At 66.8% G+C, this 16,543-nt stretch carries 21 protein-coding genes and 1 pseudogene; 13 read left to right on the forward strand and 9 right to left on the reverse strand.

All coding sequences use genetic code 11. From position 1 onward, the window contains the following. Positions 1-141 precede the first annotated feature (141 nt). Positions 142-636, reverse strand: a complete 495-nt coding sequence (locus AB0O34_RS19870) for a MarR family transcriptional regulator (protein ID WP_363917231.1) — start codon at positions 634-636, stop codon at positions 142-144. 139 nt (positions 637-775) lie between these two features. Here AB0O34_RS19870 and AB0O34_RS19875 point away from each other — a divergent pair, with 139 nt between their 5' ends. Beyond that, entirely contained in the window at positions 776-1,939 is a 1,164-nt protein-coding gene (locus tag AB0O34_RS19875; protein ID WP_363917233.1) for a cation diffusion facilitator family transporter, read from the forward strand. 116 nt (positions 1,940-2,055) lie between these two features. Here AB0O34_RS19875 and AB0O34_RS19880 read toward each other — a convergent pair whose 3' ends face one another. Continuing rightward, positions 2,056-3,453: an aminopeptidase P family protein gene (locus tag AB0O34_RS19880; RefSeq protein ID WP_363917235.1), complete on the reverse strand. Its 1,398-nt coding sequence runs from the start codon at positions 3,451-3,453 to the stop codon at positions 2,056-2,058. A 169-nt stretch (positions 3,454-3,622) separates the two neighbouring features. Here AB0O34_RS19880 and AB0O34_RS19885 point away from each other — a divergent pair, with 169 nt between their 5' ends. From AB0O34_RS19885 to AB0O34_RS19910, 6 genes are all read left to right on the forward strand, one after another. Then, a complete protein-coding gene (locus tag AB0O34_RS19885) occupies positions 3,623-4,051 on the forward strand; it encodes a CBS domain-containing protein (RefSeq protein ID WP_363917237.1) in 429 nt (142 codons plus the stop codon). A 43-nt stretch (positions 4,052-4,094) separates the two neighbouring features. Further along, a complete protein-coding gene (locus AB0O34_RS19890; protein WP_363917239.1) occupies positions 4,095-4,310 on the forward strand; it encodes a hypothetical protein in 216 nt (71 codons plus the stop codon). Positions 4,311-4,436: 126 nt separating this feature from the next. Then, positions 4,437-5,081 (forward strand): hypothetical protein, encoded by a 645-nt coding sequence (locus AB0O34_RS19895; protein ID WP_363917241.1) that lies wholly within the window; start codon positions 4,437-4,439, stop codon positions 5,079-5,081. A gap of 12 nt (positions 5,082-5,093) precedes the next feature. Next, a complete protein-coding gene (locus AB0O34_RS19900; RefSeq protein ID WP_363917243.1) occupies positions 5,094-5,708 on the forward strand; it encodes a hypothetical protein in 615 nt (204 codons plus the stop codon). 223 nt (positions 5,709-5,931) lie between these two features. Further along, positions 5,932-6,414 carry a GNAT family N-acetyltransferase gene (locus tag AB0O34_RS19905; protein ID WP_363917245.1) on the forward strand — a complete coding sequence of 161 codons (483 nt, stop codon included), beginning with the start codon at positions 5,932-5,934 and terminating at the stop codon, positions 6,412-6,414. Between the two features lie 212 nt (positions 6,415-6,626). After that, entirely contained in the window at positions 6,627-6,998 is a 372-nt protein-coding gene (locus AB0O34_RS19910; RefSeq protein WP_363917247.1) for a PH domain-containing protein, read from the forward strand. 284 nt (positions 6,999-7,282) lie between these two features. Here AB0O34_RS19910 and AB0O34_RS19915 read toward each other — a convergent pair whose 3' ends face one another. Further along, positions 7,283-7,930: a helix-turn-helix domain-containing protein gene (locus AB0O34_RS19915; protein ID WP_363917249.1), complete on the reverse strand. Its 648-nt coding sequence runs from the start codon at positions 7,928-7,930 to the stop codon at positions 7,283-7,285. Positions 7,931-8,058: 128 nt separating this feature from the next. Between AB0O34_RS19915 and AB0O34_RS19920 the strand changes: the two genes are divergently transcribed. The 3 genes from AB0O34_RS19920 (at position 8,059) to AB0O34_RS19930 (ending at position 10,278) form a co-directional block, all read left to right on the forward strand. Then, the gene (locus AB0O34_RS19920; protein WP_363917251.1) at positions 8,059-9,084 is read left to right on the forward strand and encodes an aldo/keto reductase; all 1,026 of its coding nucleotides are present in this window, start codon (positions 8,059-8,061) and stop codon (positions 9,082-9,084) included. Between the two features lie 319 nt (positions 9,085-9,403). After that, on the forward strand, positions 9,404-9,598 hold the full coding sequence (locus tag AB0O34_RS19925) for a hypothetical protein (protein WP_363917253.1): 195 nt from the start codon (positions 9,404-9,406) through the stop codon (positions 9,596-9,598). A 251-nt stretch (positions 9,599-9,849) separates the two neighbouring features. Next, complete coding sequence (locus AB0O34_RS19930; RefSeq protein WP_363917255.1) at positions 9,850-10,278, forward strand: hypothetical protein; 429 nt, start codon at positions 9,850-9,852, stop codon at positions 10,276-10,278. A 1,081-nt stretch (positions 10,279-11,359) separates the two neighbouring features. Here the strand turns inward: AB0O34_RS19930 and AB0O34_RS19935 are convergent. Continuing rightward, positions 11,360-11,503: a hypothetical protein gene (locus AB0O34_RS19935; RefSeq protein WP_363917319.1), complete on the reverse strand. Its 144-nt coding sequence runs from the start codon at positions 11,501-11,503 to the stop codon at positions 11,360-11,362. Between AB0O34_RS19935 and AB0O34_RS19940 the strand changes: the two are divergent. Further along, a pseudogene (locus tag AB0O34_RS19940) lies at positions 11,445-11,592 on the forward strand (IS5/IS1182 family transposase); the annotation flags it as partial. The gene AB0O34_RS19935 and the pseudogene AB0O34_RS19940 overlap by 59 nt on opposite strands. A gap of 621 nt (positions 11,593-12,213) precedes the next feature. Here AB0O34_RS19940 and AB0O34_RS19945 read toward each other — a convergent pair. The 3 genes from AB0O34_RS19945 to AB0O34_RS19955 form a co-directional block, all read right to left on the reverse strand. Next, the gene (locus AB0O34_RS19945; protein ID WP_363917257.1) at positions 12,214-13,173 is read right to left on the reverse strand and encodes a helix-turn-helix domain-containing protein; all 960 of its coding nucleotides are present in this window, start codon (positions 13,171-13,173) and stop codon (positions 12,214-12,216) included. Positions 13,174-13,574: 401 nt separating this feature from the next. Further along, positions 13,575-14,150: a hypothetical protein gene (locus tag AB0O34_RS19950; RefSeq protein WP_363917259.1), complete on the reverse strand. Its 576-nt coding sequence runs from the start codon at positions 14,148-14,150 to the stop codon at positions 13,575-13,577. A 111-nt stretch (positions 14,151-14,261) separates the two neighbouring features. Next, on the reverse strand, positions 14,262-14,519 hold the full coding sequence (locus AB0O34_RS19955) for a hypothetical protein (protein WP_363917261.1): 258 nt from the start codon (positions 14,517-14,519) through the stop codon (positions 14,262-14,264). A 21-nt stretch (positions 14,520-14,540) separates the two neighbouring features. Here AB0O34_RS19955 and AB0O34_RS19960 point away from each other — a divergent pair, with 21 nt between their 5' ends. Further along, positions 14,541-14,708 carry a hypothetical protein gene (locus tag AB0O34_RS19960; protein ID WP_363917263.1) on the forward strand — a complete coding sequence of 56 codons (168 nt, stop codon included), beginning with the start codon at positions 14,541-14,543 and terminating at the stop codon, positions 14,706-14,708. Positions 14,709-14,754: 46 nt separating this feature from the next. On the opposite strand, the gene AB0O34_RS19965 is transcribed toward AB0O34_RS19960, so the two are convergent. Together AB0O34_RS19965 and AB0O34_RS19970 are read right to left on the reverse strand one after the other, a co-directional pair. Then, positions 14,755-14,961: a DUF397 domain-containing protein gene (locus tag AB0O34_RS19965; RefSeq protein ID WP_363917265.1), complete on the reverse strand. Its 207-nt coding sequence runs from the start codon at positions 14,959-14,961 to the stop codon at positions 14,755-14,757. Next, the gene (locus AB0O34_RS19970; protein WP_363917267.1) at positions 14,952-15,779 is read right to left on the reverse strand and encodes a helix-turn-helix transcriptional regulator; all 828 of its coding nucleotides are present in this window, start codon (positions 15,777-15,779) and stop codon (positions 14,952-14,954) included. The genes AB0O34_RS19965 and AB0O34_RS19970 overlap by 10 nt, the downstream gene beginning before the upstream one ends. Positions 15,780-16,075: 296 nt before the next feature. Here AB0O34_RS19970 and AB0O34_RS19975 point away from each other — a divergent pair, with 296 nt between their 5' ends. Continuing rightward, positions 16,076-16,516: an ATP-binding protein gene (locus AB0O34_RS19975; protein ID WP_363917269.1), complete on the forward strand. Its 441-nt coding sequence runs from the start codon at positions 16,076-16,078 to the stop codon at positions 16,514-16,516. Positions 16,517-16,543 lie beyond the last annotated feature (27 nt).

Below are 16,543 nucleotides of genomic sequence, written 5' to 3' on the forward strand. Positions count from 1 at the left end.
CGCGATCGAGCTGGAGAGGTTCAGCCCCCGGCCCCCTCCCCGGCCCGCCGCGCGGCGCGCGCCCCCGCGCCGCTATGGATCGGGCGCCGTGGTGTGAGCCCGGCCGCCCGCCCCCGCCGGAGCCACCGGCGGGGACGGACGCTAGGCGCGCTCCTCGGCCCGCAGCCGCAGCAGGTGCGACACGACGGGGGCGTAGGCGGATTCAAGGGCCTCGATCAGCTCGGGGGCGAGGCGGTCGATGAAGTGGTAGCGCACGTTGGCGACGTGCATGGGCGCGATCCGCTGGATGGTGTCCCAGCCGTGCTCGGTCAGCACTGCGAACGTGCCCCGCCGATCGTCCGGGCAGCTCTCGCGGCGTACCAGGGAAGCGGCCTCCATCCGAGCGATCTGGTGGGACAGACGGCTTCTGGACTGGATCGTCGCCTCGGCCAGGTCGCTCATGCGCATCCGGTGGCCGGAGTTCTCGGAGAGGTTGACGAGGATCTCGTAGTCGTTCACCGACAGCCCGAACTCCTGGAGCTCACGGTCGAGCCGGTGTTCGAGAAGCTTGTGCGCGGACAGGTGGGCACGCCAGGCTCGTTGCTCGCCGCCGCTCAGCCAGTTGGGGTCGAGGTCTTCGGATTCCGCCGTGCTCATGGAGCTGAATCTATCTCCCCCAGCCGCGAACGACGCGCGTGAGCCCGGCCGAATACGGTGATTACTGCGATCTGTCCAGGGATCAAACTTTCCCCTCCACAACCGATAGGAAGCGCCGGACAGGGGAAGGACCGGCGAGATGAGCGACAAGGCGGAGTCATCCGAAGGCAGCGAGAGCTTCCTGACCGTACTGGTGGCGGCCGTGGTCAACCTCGCGATCGCGGTGGCGAAGCTGGTGGCCGGGCTCCTCAGCGGTTCCTCGGCCATGCTGTCCGAGGCGGCGCACTCCGCCGCCGACACGGTGACCGAGATCCTCCTGCTGATCGCGGTACGGCGAGGCGAGCATCCCGCCGACCGCCGGCACCCCTTCGGCTACGGCAAGGCGGGGTTCTTCTGGGCGCTCATGGCGGCGGGCGCGACGCTGGTGATCGGGGCCGGGTTCTCGATCACTCACGGGGTGCAGACCATCTGGCGGGGGGAGGAGCTGGGAGACCTCCTCATCTCCTACCTCGTCCTCGCGGTCTCCTTCGTCCTGGAGGGCATCTCGTTCCTCAGGGCCGTGCATCAGGTACGCGGCGCGGCCAGGCGCTGGAGCGTGAGCCCCCAGCGGTACGTCGCGCACACCTCCGACACCGCGGTCAAGGCGGTGGTCTTCGAGGACGCGGCGGCCCTGATCGGAATCGTCGTCGCGGCGCTCGGCCTGCTCGGCTTCCAGCTCACCGGCTCGCCCGTGTGGGACGGCCTGGCCTCCGTGGTGATCGGCCTGCTGCTGCTCGGCGTGGCCATGCACCTGATCAGGGCCAACGCCTCCCTGCTGATCGGCCAGGCGGCCCCGCCCGCGCTGCAGCGCGAGATCCTCAAGGAGCTGATCTCGCAGGAGGAGGTCAGCGACGTCGTGGAGCTGCTGACCATGATGCTCGGGCCGAACGAGGTGATGGTGGCCGCGAAGATCGACTTCGTGGACGAGTGCACGGGCGACCGGCTGGAGGAGGCGGCGGACCAGATCGAGCATCGCCTCACCGAGCGCTTCCCTGAGATCACCCACGTGTTCCTCGACCCCACTCCCGGCCACGCGGCCCGGCGGGCGCGCTCGGGCGACGCCACGTCCGGCGGCCCCCCGGATCCGGGGGGCCCCGGGGGCGAGGGGCGCACGGACCCCTCACCGGAGGACCGCGGCGGGTCCCCGGGTGAGATCGACCCGCTGAGGGACCCGCCGGGCACCGATCCGGCGCAGCTCGGACGGGTGATCGGCGACCGCGGCCGCGACAACGGCACCGCCGGCCAATCCCCAGAAGACCACTGAAGATCTCGTCGCCGCCTACAAGAAGACGCATTCCATCAAATGAGCACGTCGCCCGAGCCGCCGACGCGGTATCGAGGGCTGGGAGTCCCCCGCGGGGCCGTACCGCAGGCCGGGCGTCAGCTCAGGAGCGTGCCCATCCAGGTCTCGATCTCGTCGGGGTGGCGGGGCAGGCCGGAGGACATGAGCCGGGCGCCGTCCTCGGTGACGAGCAGGTCGTCCTCGATTCGCACGCCGATGCCGCGGAACTCCGGCGGGAGGGTCAGGTCGTCCGGCTGGAGGTACAGGCCGGGCTCCACGGTCAGCACCTGGCCGGCCTCAAGCACGCCGTCGAGGTAGACCGACGCGCGCGCCTTGGCGCAGTCGTGCACGTCGAGGCCCAGCATGTGGCCGCTGCTGCACAGGGTGTACCTGCGGTGGAGGTCGTCGCCGACGGACTTCAGCACGCCCCACTCGCGAAGGCCCTCGGCGATGACCCCCATCGCGGCCCGGTGGAAGTCGCGGAACCTGGCACCCGGCTTGAGGACGGCCATGGCCGCCGTCTGCGCCTCGTACACCAGCTCGTAGACCTGCCGCTGGATCGGGCTGAACCGGCCCGACATCGGGAGGGTGCGCGTGACGTCGGCGGTGTAGAGGTTGTCGGTCTCCACGCCCGCGTCGAGCAGCAGCAGCTCGTCGCGGTCCAGGCGGCCATCGTTGCGGATCCAGTGCAGCACGCAGGCGTGCGCGCCGGACGCGGCGATCGTGCCGTAGCCGGTCGCGTTCCCCTCCAGCCGGGCCCTCAGCCCGAAGACGCCCTCGACGTACCGCTCACCGCGGAAGTGGGCGAGGGCCTGCGGCAGCGCCCGCACGACGTCCTCGAAGCCGCGTCCCGTCGCGTCCACCGCGTGCTGCAGCTCGGCGATCTCCCACTCGTCCTTGATCAGCCGCATCTCCGACAGGAACGAGGCGAGCTCGCCGTCGCCGTCGTGCGGCGCCACCCGCGAGTCCACCGAGGCGTCCACGCCACGCAGGACCCGCGCCGGGCCGGTGAGCGCCTCGGGGAGGCGGTCGATCGGCGCGCACTCGATCTGGAAGAGGGCCTCCGCCTCGTCCAGGGTGGGGCGGGCGCCGACCCAGAACTCACCGTACCTGCGGTCGCGGTAGAACTCCTGCCCGGCGGCGCCCTCGGCGGATCTTTGGGAGCGGGGGCGGGTGAACAGCGTGGCCGCGCCCGAGGGCGCGATGACCAGCACGTCGTCCGGCTCCTGGCTCCCGGTGAGGTACGCGAACGCGCTGTGCGCGCGGAAGCGGTAGTCGTCGTCGTTGCTGCGCGCCTTGAGCGTCCCGGAGGGGATGACCAGCCGCTCGCCGGGGAACCGCTGCGCGAGCGCGGCGCGGCGCTTGGCGGTGTAGGCGGCCAGCGGCACGGGAACGAGGCCGGGACGGCTGGTGTCGCCCCAGTCGCGGGTCATGAACTCCGCGAGGGCGTCGGAGATCGGCAGGTCGTGGCTGCCGGTGTTCAGCTGATCGGTCATCGCAAATCCCCATGGAGAGAGGTGGCACGTGACATGCTACTGACCGGCCCACCCTGGTGCTCGTGGATCACACGGGTCCTTTACCGCCACACGCGGTTAACGATGACGTCAGGTGGGGAAGCCACAGGTACCCTAGCCGGGCCTCTCCGAGGTTGACGAGGTGGTGTCGATGCTCATCAGCGCGATCCTGCGAGACAAGGGGACCACGGTCGCCACCGTGGCGCCGCAGGCCACGGTCACCGAGCTGCTGGCAGCTCTGTCCGACCACAACATCGGCGCCGTCGTCGTGTCGGAGGACGGCATGACCATCGTCGGCATCGCGTCCGAGCGGGACGTGGTGCGGCAGCTGCACCTGCGGGGCAGGAGCGTGCTCGACGAGCCGGTGTCCTCGATCATGACCACCGCCGTACGGACGTGCGAGCTCGACGCCGACGTCGACGACCTCCGCAAGACCATGACCGACCATCGCATCCGGCACCTCCCCGTGCTGAGCGAGGGCCGGCTGGCGGGCATCGTCAGCATCGGGGACGTGGTCAAGAGCGCCATCAAGGAGCTGGAGACCGAGAAGGCCGCCCTCGTCGACTACCTCCACAGATGAGCAGCGCCTTGCCCGCGCGCCCGGCGGCCGGGTGCCCGCGCGGGTGAGGACGGCCTACATCGTGGGCATATCGGTGCCCGTCGAAGATTTCCGCGCCCGGCTGGCCGAGGTCCCCGGCGCGGTGCTCGTCCAGGAGCTGCCGCATGACCGTGTCGTCGTGGTGCTCCCATCCCGCTCAGGCAGCAGGGCGCTCGCGTCCCTCGACGGCGTGACGACGGTCCGCGAGGACCGCCCCGAGCGGCGCGTCCCGCGTTCCTAGGCGGTGCGCCGCCGCAGGGGTCGCCAGCCGGAGGGGCGGCCGTTCGGCCCCCGGACAGGTATGCGCGGCCGCGGCGATCGGGACGCAGAATATCGCTGAGCGTGTCGACCACTGAAGGCGGCGGAGGTGACTGGCACGTCTACGCGCAGTATCCACACCAGCGTGGCCGGGGCCGTGAGATCGTGGATCCAGCGGAAGCCGGTGGTCAACGGCTCGGTGGTCGTCGCGGGGATGGCCGGGGCCATCGCGCTCGCGCTGGCGGTGACGCAGGCCTTCGGCGGCGGCGCCCCGGCGCCCGCGCTCTCTCCGCACCCCTCCGCCGCCCATGTGTCTTTCCCCTCGCCTTCCGCGTCCGCCACCGAAGGACCGCAGGGCCCCATCGTGCGGTCGGTCACCCTGCGAGGCCCGGGCCTGCCGATCTTCGAGCCAGGTCATGTGGAGCTAACCGCGGGCAGCTCGCTGAAGATCGTGAACAAGTCCGCGAGGAGTTGCCTGGTGACGGTGGTCAGTGCCGGTCTGTTCCCGCTTCCCGACGACTACCCGGCCGCGCGGGGGCACGGGAAGTCGCCTTTGCCGCCCGGCGACAGCTACGTCATCGACTTCCCGAGCTATCCGATGCTGACGGTCCCCACCCTCGGCGTGCCGGCGCGGCGGGTGAAGATGGCTCCACCGGTGGTGGTCGAGGGCGTGGTCTGCGGTTCCGGCTTCTCCGGTTCACAAGCGTTCGGCGACGCACCGGGTCTGCTGGTGATCAACGTCAGGACCTACTGAGGGGGTGGTGTCGTGAGGGGGCGTGGCGCGCTGTTCCGGCGGATCTTCCTCGCAGACTTCTCGGCGGCGTTATGGACGGTCGTGAGCGGCGTCGTCTCCGTGCTCGCCCTGCTCGTCAGCGTGTACTCGATGACGAAGAGCGCCGAGCCCACCGCTTCGAGAGCCGAGCTGGAGCGCGGCCGGCGGGAGATCGCCGCACTGGAAGCGCGCGTCCAGGAGTTGGAGGCACAGATGTCGCCGAGTCCGACCCCGAGCCCCACGCCCACCGCGCCGGCCCGCACGCCGCGCCCCTCCCCTCCGGAGAACCCCTGCATGTCGCGGACCTGGTCTCCTGACTGCACCATCAAGATCCAGGGTGAACGGCAGGACTTCGCGCCTGATGTGTACTCGCTCAAAAAGGGCGCGGTGCTGTGGTTCCTCAATGTGTCCGGTACCGAGTGCGAGCTGCACCACGGCGGGGCGATGGACTTCGCGGTGACGGAGACCAAGACGGACGCGGTCATGGCCCCGCACGGCCCCGCGTTCAAGATGAGATTCCACGACGAGTCGTGGGTGCCGCTCCATTTCTGGTGCCACGAGAACCCCGGAAACGTGAAGCACCCGAAAATGACCATCGCCGTGAACTAGCTCCCCGAGTCCATCCTCGCCCATTCGCCGGCCGTGAGGCGCCGTTCCAGTACGACCGCCAGAACGGGTCGGTGCCGGATGGTGGCCTCGAAGGCCGTGGGCGAGTCCGGTACATTGCCATGCCGACGACGGATCGCCCTGGCCGCCGCGCGTGAGCCGGGCTGGATGTGCGCAGGGGACCGTCGCCACGGAAGGGCGCCGTCGCAGAGAAAGACGTATTCACATGGAACTTCGCCGTGTTTCGTTCGACCATCCGGACGCGGTCAAGCTCAACGACCTGGTGCAGCGTGAGTACGCCGAGCGGTATGACAGCGAAGGTGACGTGACACCGCTGGACCGGGCCATGTTCGAGCCGCCCAACGGCCTGTACCTCATCGCGTACGACGAGAACGGCACCCCGCTCGCCACCGGCGGCTGGCGCGCCCAGGAGGCGGATGAGTGGGGCTATTCGGACGGCGACGCCGAGCTGAAGCGGATGTTCGTGGTCGACGAGGCTCGTCGCCGCGGCCTCGCGCGGCGCATCTTGGCCGCTCTGGAGGACGACGCCCGTGCCGCGGGGCGTACTCGGATGGTTCTGGAGACCGGAACCGAACAGCCCGAGGCGATCGCGCTCTACACCTCCGACGGGTACGAGCCGTGCGCCAAGTTCGGTCACTACCGTTTCGAGGAGCGCAGCCGCTGCTACGCGAAACCGCTCCGCGACTGAGAAACCGACGAGGGAACCGCCTTCCCCGCCGCCACAGGACCCGTGATCCGCTCGCGGTCGGCGCCGCCACAGATTTCCTTGGGGCCCTGTTTTTGGGGCCCCACAGAGGCTGGACGTCCTTGAGTCGTTCGTGCGCTGAGATCGTTTTGTGAGCTCGTTCGATCAGAATCGACGCTGATCAGTGGTGGATCGACCGCGAATGAGGAGCACACGTGAATCAGACCGTCCCGTACGACAAGTCGGAACAGCTCCAGCAGATCCAGAGCGGTCTCATGCAGGGCGAGCAGATCATCGCCGTCTACGACGCGATCGGCGCGGGGACCGGGTTCCTGGGTCTCACCGATCGCCGGGTGATCATCCAGGACAAGTCCTTCATAGGTAAGAAGATCGCCATCACGAGTATCCCGTACTCGAAGATCACCAGCGTCAGCGTGGTCAGCAACAAGTCGCTGGCCGGCTCTTTCTTCTCTTCAGGCTCGATCGCGATCAACGTGGGCACTCACGTGTACGAGGTGGAATTCCGAGGCGAGCAGAAAAGCCAGCACGTCCACAACGTGATCCTCCACTTCATCGCCAGGCCATGAAATAGGCGTTGATCGCGCACCTACGAGCCGCTGCGGAACCTTCCCATGAGTGCTCCTGCGACGCGATCCTTGAATCAGCTTCGAGGCGCGGGGCGGCCTGCTCATGCGGCATGCACCACAGCTCCTCGGACGCTCACCGTGGTCACCGGCGCCTGAGAGCCGACCGGGTCCGCCGGGGGATCGGTCCTGTCCAGGGCGGACACTCGTGGATGATGGCCTGGGATTGCCGTTGTCGTTCATCGAGGCCATACCTCGGGAAGGAACGAACCGATCCGTGTACGACTTCAGGAGCGAGACTGGCTCGTATCGGCGCTGTAGCGTAGTCCGTTGATGAGGAGCGCGACCATGCGCTGGCTGTACGCGACTCCCTCGTCCGCCACGGGCAGGCACAGATTGGCGACCGCGTGGAGGAGGTGCTCGGGGTTGATGTCGGCACGAATCTCGCCACTCGCTGTCGCGGCTTCGAGCAGTGACCCGAGGGTGGGTCCGAGTCGCTGCATGAAGTAGCCGGGCAGGGCGTCGAACGCCGGATCTCCCGAGTGAAGGGCTGTAGCGAGTCCTCGTTTGGTCGCGAGGAACTCGGTGTACCGGTGGAGCCACTTCGCGAGTGCCACTCCTGGCTCGTGCGCTGCGGTCAGCGCCGGGGCCGCGTCGGCGCAGGCGTCCACCTCGCGCTGAAACACGGCCTTGACCAGGTCGGAGCGCTGCGGGAAGTGCCGGTACAGCGTTCCGACTCCGACGCCGGCCAGGTCAGCGATCTCCTTCGCGGGCGCGTCCACGCCTGATGTGCCGAAGACGGCCTTCGCTGCTTCAAGCAAGGAGTCGATGTTGCGTTGCGCGTCCGCGCGCAGCCGACGCGGCGCGCGTTCGAGTGCGCCAGGACCCGCAGAGCCGGTCGAGCCGACTCCGGTCGGCGCCATGTTCTCCGTCACGACACTCCTTCGCTTGCATATCCGGAAGGGCGTTCCGTATAGTTCCGGAAGGGCGTTCCGTTTCGACCCAGGGTACGGCGTCGAAAGAGCGCCGACCACACCTCGACCGCGACCTCAGGAGAATCCGTATGCAGTACCGCACTCTCGGCGGGACCGGCATTAAGGTCAGTCCCTACGCGCTCGGCGCGATGATGTTCGGAGCCATCGGCAACCCCGACCATGACGACTCGATCCGCATCATCCACAGAGCGCTGGACGCAGGGATCAACTTCGTTGACACCGCCGACGCGTACGCCCACGGCGAGTCAGAAGAGATCGTGGGAAAGGCGCTCAAGGGGCGTCGCGACGACGTCGTCCTTGCGACCAAGCTGCATCTCCCGATGGGTGATGATCCCAATCAGCGAGGCAACTCGAGGCGCTGGATCATGACCGAGGTCGAGAACTCGCTGCGTCGCTTGCAGACGGACCACATCGACCTCTACCAAATCCACCGACCGGACCCCGACACCGACATCGAGGAGACGCTTTCCGCGCTCTCGGACCTGATCCACAGCGGTAAAGTCCGTGCGATCGGGTCGTCCACGATGCCCGCCTCCGACATCGTCGAAGCCCAGTGGGTGGCCGAGCGACGCGGCCTGGAACGATTCCGCACCGAACAACCGACCTACTCGATCCTCAACCGCGGCATCGAAGCCGAAGTGCTGCCCGTCGCCCAACGCTACGGAATGGGCACGATGGTGTGGAGCCCGCTCGCGCAGGGGATGCTCACCGGCCGCATCCGCAAGGGTCAGCAGACCGACCTCCGCCGCGCCGCCTATTTCAAGCACCTCAGTGACGAGCGTCGGCTCGACGCCGTCGAACAGATCATTCCGCTCGCCGAAGAGGCGGGCTTGCCGATGACGCACCTCGCGATGGCGTTCGCGATCGCTCATCCGGGTGTGACCAGCGCGATCATCGGGCCGCGCACGATGGAGCAGCTCGACGACCTGCTCGCCGGCGTCGACGTCGCACTCACCGACGAGATCCTCGACCGGATCGACGAGATCGTTCCGCCGGGCACCGATGTCGGCACGCTCGACATGGCCTACTTGCCCCCGCCCCTCCAGCGCTCGAACCTCCGCCGCCGACCCGTCGATGAACGCGCCGCCGCCTGACCGCGTCCCCCTGCCACTCCCGCACGCGGACGCATCCGCAGCGCCCGCCGTTCCACCCCGTGCCGTTCTCCCAAGCTCCGGGCAGGGATCGTCTTGCACATGCGGCGTTCCGCTACCTCGACGGCCCAGAAACACTTGATCGATGAGGCGAGGACCGGCCGCATAGTTCTCTAAGCGCGGTTTCTGAACGCGCTGACCACCGCCCCGTAGTCGAGCACGAAGTAGCGTTCGGTTCCGTACGGCCGGCACCGAACGCAATGCGGGGTTGGATGCCAGAAGGGCTCGTTTGTCCGCGAGAGGTTGGTCACCGTAGTCTACGATGATGATCACGTCGGGTTTGGCAGCAACGATGGACTCCCAGCCGACCGTCGTCCAGCCCTTCCGCATGGTGTCCATGACGTTACGTCCGGTCGTCGAACCGGATGACCTCGGCCCGCCGGTATGCGGCAGGCGCATGAAATTTCCATACATCCGCGCGCGTGATGAAGAAGTGAATATGCGCTATTCGGCCTGATCAAGGGCACCATGGATAGGTGTCGTCTTACCTTTTGGGACGCGCGGGGCCGGCGATCTTCTGTGACATGAGATCACATTAGACAGCCCCCGGCGGCCGGCAATAACCTCCCGGTGCGGAACGCTCCGAGTTTCGCGGTATGCGAATACCCGGCGCGCGGCATTTGTCGCCGTCCAGTCGAAGGAGGTTGCGAATTGCTGTCAAGTACTCGGCGGCTTCATGCGACGAGGTCTCTGGCCATCGCTCTACTCATGGCCGTCGCGGCTCTCCTGCCGCTCACGCCGGCACATGCGGCCTACGGCGCCCCCATCCCCGTGTCGATGGCGGTGTACGGCGGTTCGACGGGTACCCAGCTCCTGGCCAGGGTGGATGGGACGATGCAGTTCGACGACGGGAACATGAAGTACCAGTACAACCTGGAGTTGTGCCGCGTATCCAGCTTCGTCGCGCCGCACGTCAAGGTCTCCGTCAACGGCGTTTACAAGTACTCGCTGTTCTGGAGCGGCGGCTCGTCGACGGCTTTGTGTCCGAGCTTCTACACCGCGACGGCCCTGGCCGCTGAGGTGGACAACGGCAGCACGGTCGCGAATGTGACCCTTACCTTGGTGGGCTCGGATTTCAACAACAACGTCTACCGCGAGCGCACCAGGACCACGACTTACGACAACCCCTTCAACTGAGCGGAACTCGTTTTCGTGAGCCGTTCGGATTGACGCCAGCCGGACACCTTCTCACCGGCCACCCACCCCCAAGGGCCCCAGCCAGGGGTTCGGCAGGTAAGTGCGAGCGGCGGACATGGCGGAGCGTTCGGAGCCTGCCGCGGGCGTGCCGGAGGGCATGGTCGTCGCGGCCCAAGGGGGGCGCGCAGGGGGGCGCGCCGCGCGCCCCCCCCTTGATTTCGCGTCGTCCCAGGTCAACCAGGGCGCTGGGAGGGCCGGATTGGATGAGGTAACCGGTCTAGAGCCCGCTCGTTTTGGGCGGGGCGCTGCGCTGAGCCCGACGACGGCTGTCGGCCGGCTTCCCCGGGAGCAGGGCGGTGGTCGTCGCGGCCCGAAGTATGGCGGTCGGCTCCGCGGCCCTCAAGGCCACGGGTCCTCGCTGCGCTCGCCCCGGGGCCTTGACCGCCGCAATCACCGACCGCCGTACGGGCCACCACGACGACCACGCGGCCCGAAACGAGGAAATGACTCTACGTCGTAAAGGCGGGAGGGTGGAACAGTCCCCTGCGCTTCAGGGCGGGAAGAAAAGCGGGCAAGGGGGCCAGCGGCTGGGCCGCCTCCGCATCGCGTGCCGCTTCTGCCACGGCCGGGGCTGGGTCGGTGCCGAGCACGAGCCCGCCGAACCTCCCCCACCGCCCACCGAACGGCCACCGGCGTGGGAGCACCGCATCTGGTCCGACTCCGCGGCCGCCGTCGTCCTGGGATGCCGCTACTGCATGGGATCGAAGACGGTGGCGCACCTGGATGCGAGCACCCGCACGCTGGTGATGACACCCTGCCGATGCCAGGCGCCCGGGGACTTGCCGGCAAGCGCATAGAGGATCGCGGCTACGTCGCGACGTCCTGGATGCCGTCTACCGCTCCCCGAGAGGGGATGGGAACACGTCCGCCCCCTCCATGACCAGGTCGTGTTCGGGGTCACGTAATGACCGTCCCGCTGTTCCTCAACCCCGTTCTCCGCCGGCTATGCCCGACTCCAGGAGGCGCTGGGACACTGGACCCCGACGACCGCCTGGTGGCCCTGGTCGGCGGCTGTCAGCCCTCAGGTGTCGTCCAGCCAGTGATAGCGGTCATCCAGCGCGTCCAGCTCATGTGGAGGCAAGCCCGCAATCGCCGTGTCGCTCAGTATCCGAGCCATCGGTGAACGCGCCGTCGCGACCTTGAAGTCCTGAAAGGTATTGGCCAAGCTGCGCTGCTGTCCGCATCGCGCCGACCGCGCTCGTACAGGCGATCCTCGTCCTGCAACTCGTCGAAGAGGGCCGCTACTCTGGATGAAAAAGGCTCAGTGTGACAGGCGGAGGTCAGGGCCCTGTCGAGTCGATGGAGCCCTGACCTCGTATGAAGCAGCCATTGGGTTATCCACCACGATGGCGCCTTGCGTTGAACCATCGGGGGAGCGGTTTCTACTAGCAGTCGATAGTAACGGAGTAGATGTGCGATCCAGTGTTAGCGTACTGGCCGCCAACGGGTACCGAAAGGACGACCTTGCCGCTGCCATCTCGCAGGTGAGCAGTCTTATTCCCGTAGTTCTTCGTACTGTAGATACCACCCGGGAAGCTCCAGGTGCCGCACGAGCTCGGAATGTATTTGGTGCCGACGAAACTCGAATACTGCCAATAGCATGAATAATTTTGAGGGCAGGAGCTGTCAGCGCTGGCTGGCGGTGCGACAACCACGCTTAGCCCGAGAAGAGCTATGGCGGATGCTCCTGCCGCGAGCATTTTTCTCATGTACATCTCCTATCAGAGGGGTTGAGAAAACGGCAGCCGCGAGGATAGGGATCCTGAGCTTCGGTCCCGTCCGCTGACCTTTCCTCAATCGCTTGCGTGCGACCTTCTAGATGAGGATCACAGGTGTTCAGGCAGGTGTCGTTGCATCTGAGCGCCAACTCGTTGACTATGCGTGCCAATCGAGGGCGTGATGGGACTGATGCCGGCGCCGGTACTCCTGGGGGGTGACTCCGTAAGCGGCGGTGAAGGCGCGGGTGAAGTGTGCGGGGACGGGAAAGCTCCATCGGGTCGCGATGGCGTGGATCGGCCGGTCGCTGAGAGCGGGGTCGCAGAGGTCGCGTCGACAGCGCTCCAGTCGCTGGGCACGGATCCATTCGGCGAGGGTGGCTTCCTGAGTTTGGAAGAGCCGGTGCAAGGTGCGGACGGAGATGCCATGGGCCGCGGCGATCGTGGCCGGGGACAAGCGTGGGTCGGTCAGGTGCTGCTGGATGAAGGTATGAACCTGCAGCAGAAGGACGCGTTGGTGGGTGGTGGTTCGCAAAGCCGTATCGGCGTCGAGACGGTGGGCGAGCAGTGTGGTGAGCAGGTCGGTCAGGACAACCCCGAGACGTGAGCGATCAGATGCTCCGTATTGGTCGGCGCCGTTGACCAGATGGGTGAGAAATTTCGAGATCAGCGCGCCGATCCCCTCACGGCCTGACAGCGGAGTGGCGGTTAGCCGTTCCACTTTGTGTGAAGGTAGCGGTAGCAGCGTGGTGGGAAACACCACCATCACTCCGTAGGTGGCATCCTTGCTGAACCCCGTCCGTATCTGATGGGGACGCGAGGTGTGGTAGAGCACCAGGTCCGAGGGATGCGACAGGGCGCATCTGCGGTCCTGCGTTATTGCGGTCTCTCCGCGCAGGTTGAACGCGAGCTGGAGCAGTTCGGGATCGGACTGGCGGATCATTCGAGATGTCCTGTATGCCCCACAGGGAGAAGCCTCCACCGCGGAAACATGGACGGCACCCAGGTCCATCGATTCGATGCTTCCCTGGAAGCCCTCCGGGTCGTCACAGGTGATCACCATAGGGGCCACCACCTGCCGGAACAGGTGATCGTGCCAGGAATCGAACCGCTCGTCCACCGGCAGATCCTTCGTGTGAATCACTGTCCTCACCGGTCACTCCCCCGCCGCAAAGTATTTAGTGGCTGATATTCCCCAATCCTAGCCTATTCATCTCAAATCCCTTGCAATGACCGCAAACAACCCAAAAGTGAACATTCGTTGCTTGCGTTGTGAAGCCGACCAGCCGCGGATCTGCGTCGAACGGCTCACGCGCCCTCTCGCCTCCTCAAGCGGTCAGCTTTCTCCCCCGGCAACCTCCACCGCCCTATGTCAACAACCTGTTGACGCAGGCCTCCACCTCGCTGATCCGCAGTTCCCTGGATAAGTCGTCTTATCCGGGGAGTCTAGGTATGATCTCCCCGGATAACCTCCGGGTGCAGGTGTGACCTTCATCGGTAAGTGGCCGTGAATCTTCAGCGCTATCTGGCCTGCTCTGTCGCGGATCGTTCGTAGCCGCGGTATCGCGGTGCTGCCATGTCGTCTGCTGAGGTGTCGTCTGCGGTAGCGCTGACGTTTTCCGTCGCGGAAGCGGAGATGAATGCTTCGATCGCGTCCATGTGGTCGGGCTGTAGTCCGCGGCGTGGTGAGGGGGCGATCAGCAGGGCTCGGCCACTTTTTTCGTCGTGCACGACTCCGCAGGTGGGCACTTCGACGTCGTTGGTCCAGATAAGGCGTCGCCCTTGGGTGAGGACCTGGCGGGCGGCGGCGAGTTTCGCCGCTGTCGCGGCGGTGTTGGTGAGGTGATCGGACCAGGCGCGCTCCAGCCGGGGCAGGGCGAGCAGTTGCTCTACCTGGTCGGCGTCGGGGCACCAGGTGCTGCACCAGCGGATCTCGACGGTGCCCGCGTGGTGCAGCGTGTGGATGCGGTCGATGAGGGCCGGCGCCCAGCGCATCCGGTACTCCTGGCCGGCGGAGGAGGCGTAGCCGCTACGTGGGGCGGCGCCCCAGCCGGGCCGGGAGACGTTGATCACCCCGTCGACGTCGAGTAACCACACTGGTCGGCTCATCAGCGTGGGGGCCCGCCCGCACCACCGTGAAGACCTCGCCGGATCCCTTCCTGTGAGGTCTTCTTGCTTCACGGGCCGCCCGGAGACGACCCCCCTCGATCACCGGCACGTCCCGGGTGGCGTGGCCGGGGCCGCGTGTCCCCGGGGGCGCCTGCGGGACTTGGGCCTGCCGGTATGGTCGGTGTACTCCAGCCACCACTCCGCGATCACCAGGTTGCCGACCCAGCTGAGCCATACCCCGGCGGATCCGATAGCCATGATCATCGCCTGCTCGTCGCCGCCGTAGGCGGTGTCGAGCCGCGGAAGCTGTACGGCGAGCAGCACACCGGCCCACAGACGGCGATCGCCTACTCGCACTTGATGCGGTGCGCCGAGCTCGTGGCGTCCACCGAACCCGAGGAGGCCGCCTGGACCCTCACACTCGCGGCAGGATCGGCGTTGCACGCCGGAGACATGGAGGCGACGCTGCTGGCGACCCGGCGCATCACCGGCCTGGACTGCGCACCGGCGTCGCTCCGCGCCGCCGAAGGTCTCCTCGGGGCCTGAAACGACACCCTGGTCAGAATAGGCGAAAGCGGGGTAATTCGGTCAGTCATGCCAGGCGGTCAAAGGTGCCGGTCTTGACTCCGCCGATGAAGGACTGCCAGCCGGTGGGGGTGAGGAGCAGTTTGGGGCCATCAGGGTTCCTGCTGTCGCGGACCGCGACGGCCCCGGGCAGGTTGGTCGCAACTTCGACGCACTGACCGCCGTTTCCACCGGAAAACGACGACTTCCGCCACACTGCGGCACTCAAGTCCATTCTCGCCTCACTTCTCTGATCATTTTGAGGGATACCCGTTCAGGATAGGCCCACAGTCGAATCGCTTCATATCGTTTTCGGACGGAAATTACGAGATTGCGATCGGCCGTGACGTGCCCCTCGGTGATGGAATCGACATGGATGGTATCCGGTTGTCCGTCTGCCAGTTCGGCGATCATGAAAGCACCCATCATGCCTGGGAGGCACTCGGGATCGACGACCTGTATGGAGACGGCAGGCCGATCGGCCAACTCAAGCAGGTAATCGAGTTGTTCCCGCATCACCTCAGGCCCGCCGACCGGGCGGTGTAGTACGCCCGCGTCGATAAGCACCAGGACCAGGGGAGGCTTCTCCCTGTCAATGATCCGCCGGCGCCGGATCCGGGCTTCGACCTGCTCCTCAACTTCTTCAGGTTTGATCTGGGGTTCCAGGCTGAATATGTGTCGAGCGTAGGACTCGGTTTGAAGGAGGCCGGGGACCAGCAGAGGATCCCAGGACCGGAGAACGAGGGCGTTGGGTTCGATTTCTTCGACCCAGCTCATGAACCAGATCGGGCTGCCGGTGCGGGCGACGATGTGCTGGCGCAGGCCGGTGAAGTAGGTGCTGTCGTCCGAGCCGAAGAGCCGGTCGAGTTTCTCGGCGTCGGATTTCGATGGTGTCCGGGTGGCGGCTTCCAGGCGGCTGACCTGGGTCTGGGTGCATCCGAGGCGGGAGGCCACGGCGGCCTGTGACAGTTGCGCGGCTTCGCGCAGGCGGCGCATCTCGGTGCCGAAGCGCTCGCGGGGTGATCCGTGGCCGGGGAAGGGTTCGACGCTCATGGCGTTCCTCCCGAAATAGAGAAAAACGGACCTTTCGGCTTGGGTGGCAATACCAGAGCCCAGGTATCGATAAACCAGCGCCTGTCATTGCCGGTCATCTTATGGAGTGCCGATCCGGCCATGTATTCATCGGTCACGAAGGCAATCTAAGCACACGCCTTCTTTCTCCGGCAGGACGAGAAGAGAAAGCGTTTCATCGTCCATAAACCAGGGGCAGGACAAGTGATGCGTGGTCGAAAGGGTGGTCTCCGGCGCTCCGGCGGTCTTCACTTGGAGGCCGGGTCGGGGGTGATCGCATGAGGTCGGACGAGCAGGTCGTCCAGCATGGAGGCGAGGTGCCGGCACGTGGGTGGCGCGGGGACTTCCCCGGGGAGGAGGCGTCCGTACCGGCGGCCCGGGCCTGGGTGCGAGGGCTGCTGGGCCTGCGGATCGCCGCTACGGCGCTGGACGACGTCCTGCTCCTGCTGAGCGAGGTGGTTACCAACGCGGTGGCCCACTCGGCGTCCGGGTGGACGGCGGACGGGCGGGTGACGGTACGGGTGGCCCTGGTCTCGCAGGTGGTCCACGTTGAGGTGACCGACGCCGGCTCGGCCACGACCGCGCCGGTCGCGCGAGCGGCTGAGACGGACAGCGACGGCGGGCGCGGCCTGTGGATGGTCAACGCGATCGCGACCGCCTGGGGATCCCATCACGACGGCGATCTGGGCAGGACGGTGTGGTTCCAGATAGCGGTGTAACGTCCGCGCGCCTGGGTGCCGGGTGGG

Origin of the sequence: Sphaerisporangium sp. NPDC088356, from assembly GCF_040685555.1 — a bacterium.
Lineage (GTDB): Bacteria > Actinomycetota > Actinomycetes > Streptosporangiales > Streptosporangiaceae > Sphaerisporangium.

What these genes read in the sequence shown, in the direction of transcription:
- AB0O34_RS19870 (WP_363917231.1), bottom strand. Translation starts at nt 636, where the DNA reads ATGAGCACGGCGGAATCCGAAGACCTCGACCCCAACTGGCTGAGCGGC.
- AB0O34_RS19875 (WP_363917233.1), top strand. Translation starts at nt 776, where the DNA reads ATGAGCGACAAGGCGGAGTCATCCGAAGGCAGCGAGAGCTTCCTGACC.
- AB0O34_RS19880 (WP_363917235.1), bottom strand. Translation starts at nt 3,453, where the DNA reads ATGACCGATCAGCTGAACACCGGCAGCCACGACCTGCCGATCTCCGAC.
- AB0O34_RS19885 (WP_363917237.1), top strand. Translation starts at nt 3,623, where the DNA reads ATGCTCATCAGCGCGATCCTGCGAGACAAGGGGACCACGGTCGCCACC.
- AB0O34_RS19905 (WP_363917245.1), top strand. Translation starts at nt 5,932, where the DNA reads ATGGAACTTCGCCGTGTTTCGTTCGACCATCCGGACGCGGTCAAGCTC.
- AB0O34_RS19920 (WP_363917251.1), top strand. Translation starts at nt 8,059, where the DNA reads ATGCAGTACCGCACTCTCGGCGGGACCGGCATTAAGGTCAGTCCCTAC.
- AB0O34_RS19925 (WP_363917253.1), top strand. Translation starts at nt 9,404, where the DNA reads ATGATGATCACGTCGGGTTTGGCAGCAACGATGGACTCCCAGCCGACC.
- AB0O34_RS19930 (WP_363917255.1), top strand. Translation starts at nt 9,850, where the DNA reads ATGGCCGTCGCGGCTCTCCTGCCGCTCACGCCGGCACATGCGGCCTAC.
- AB0O34_RS19965 (WP_363917265.1), bottom strand. Translation starts at nt 14,961, where the DNA reads ATGGACTTGAGTGCCGCAGTGTGGCGGAAGTCGTCGTTTTCCGGTGGA.
- AB0O34_RS19970 (WP_363917267.1), bottom strand. Translation starts at nt 15,779, where the DNA reads ATGAGCGTCGAACCCTTCCCCGGCCACGGATCACCCCGCGAGCGCTTC.
- AB0O34_RS19975 (WP_363917269.1), top strand. Translation starts at nt 16,076, where the DNA reads ATGAGGTCGGACGAGCAGGTCGTCCAGCATGGAGGCGAGGTGCCGGCA.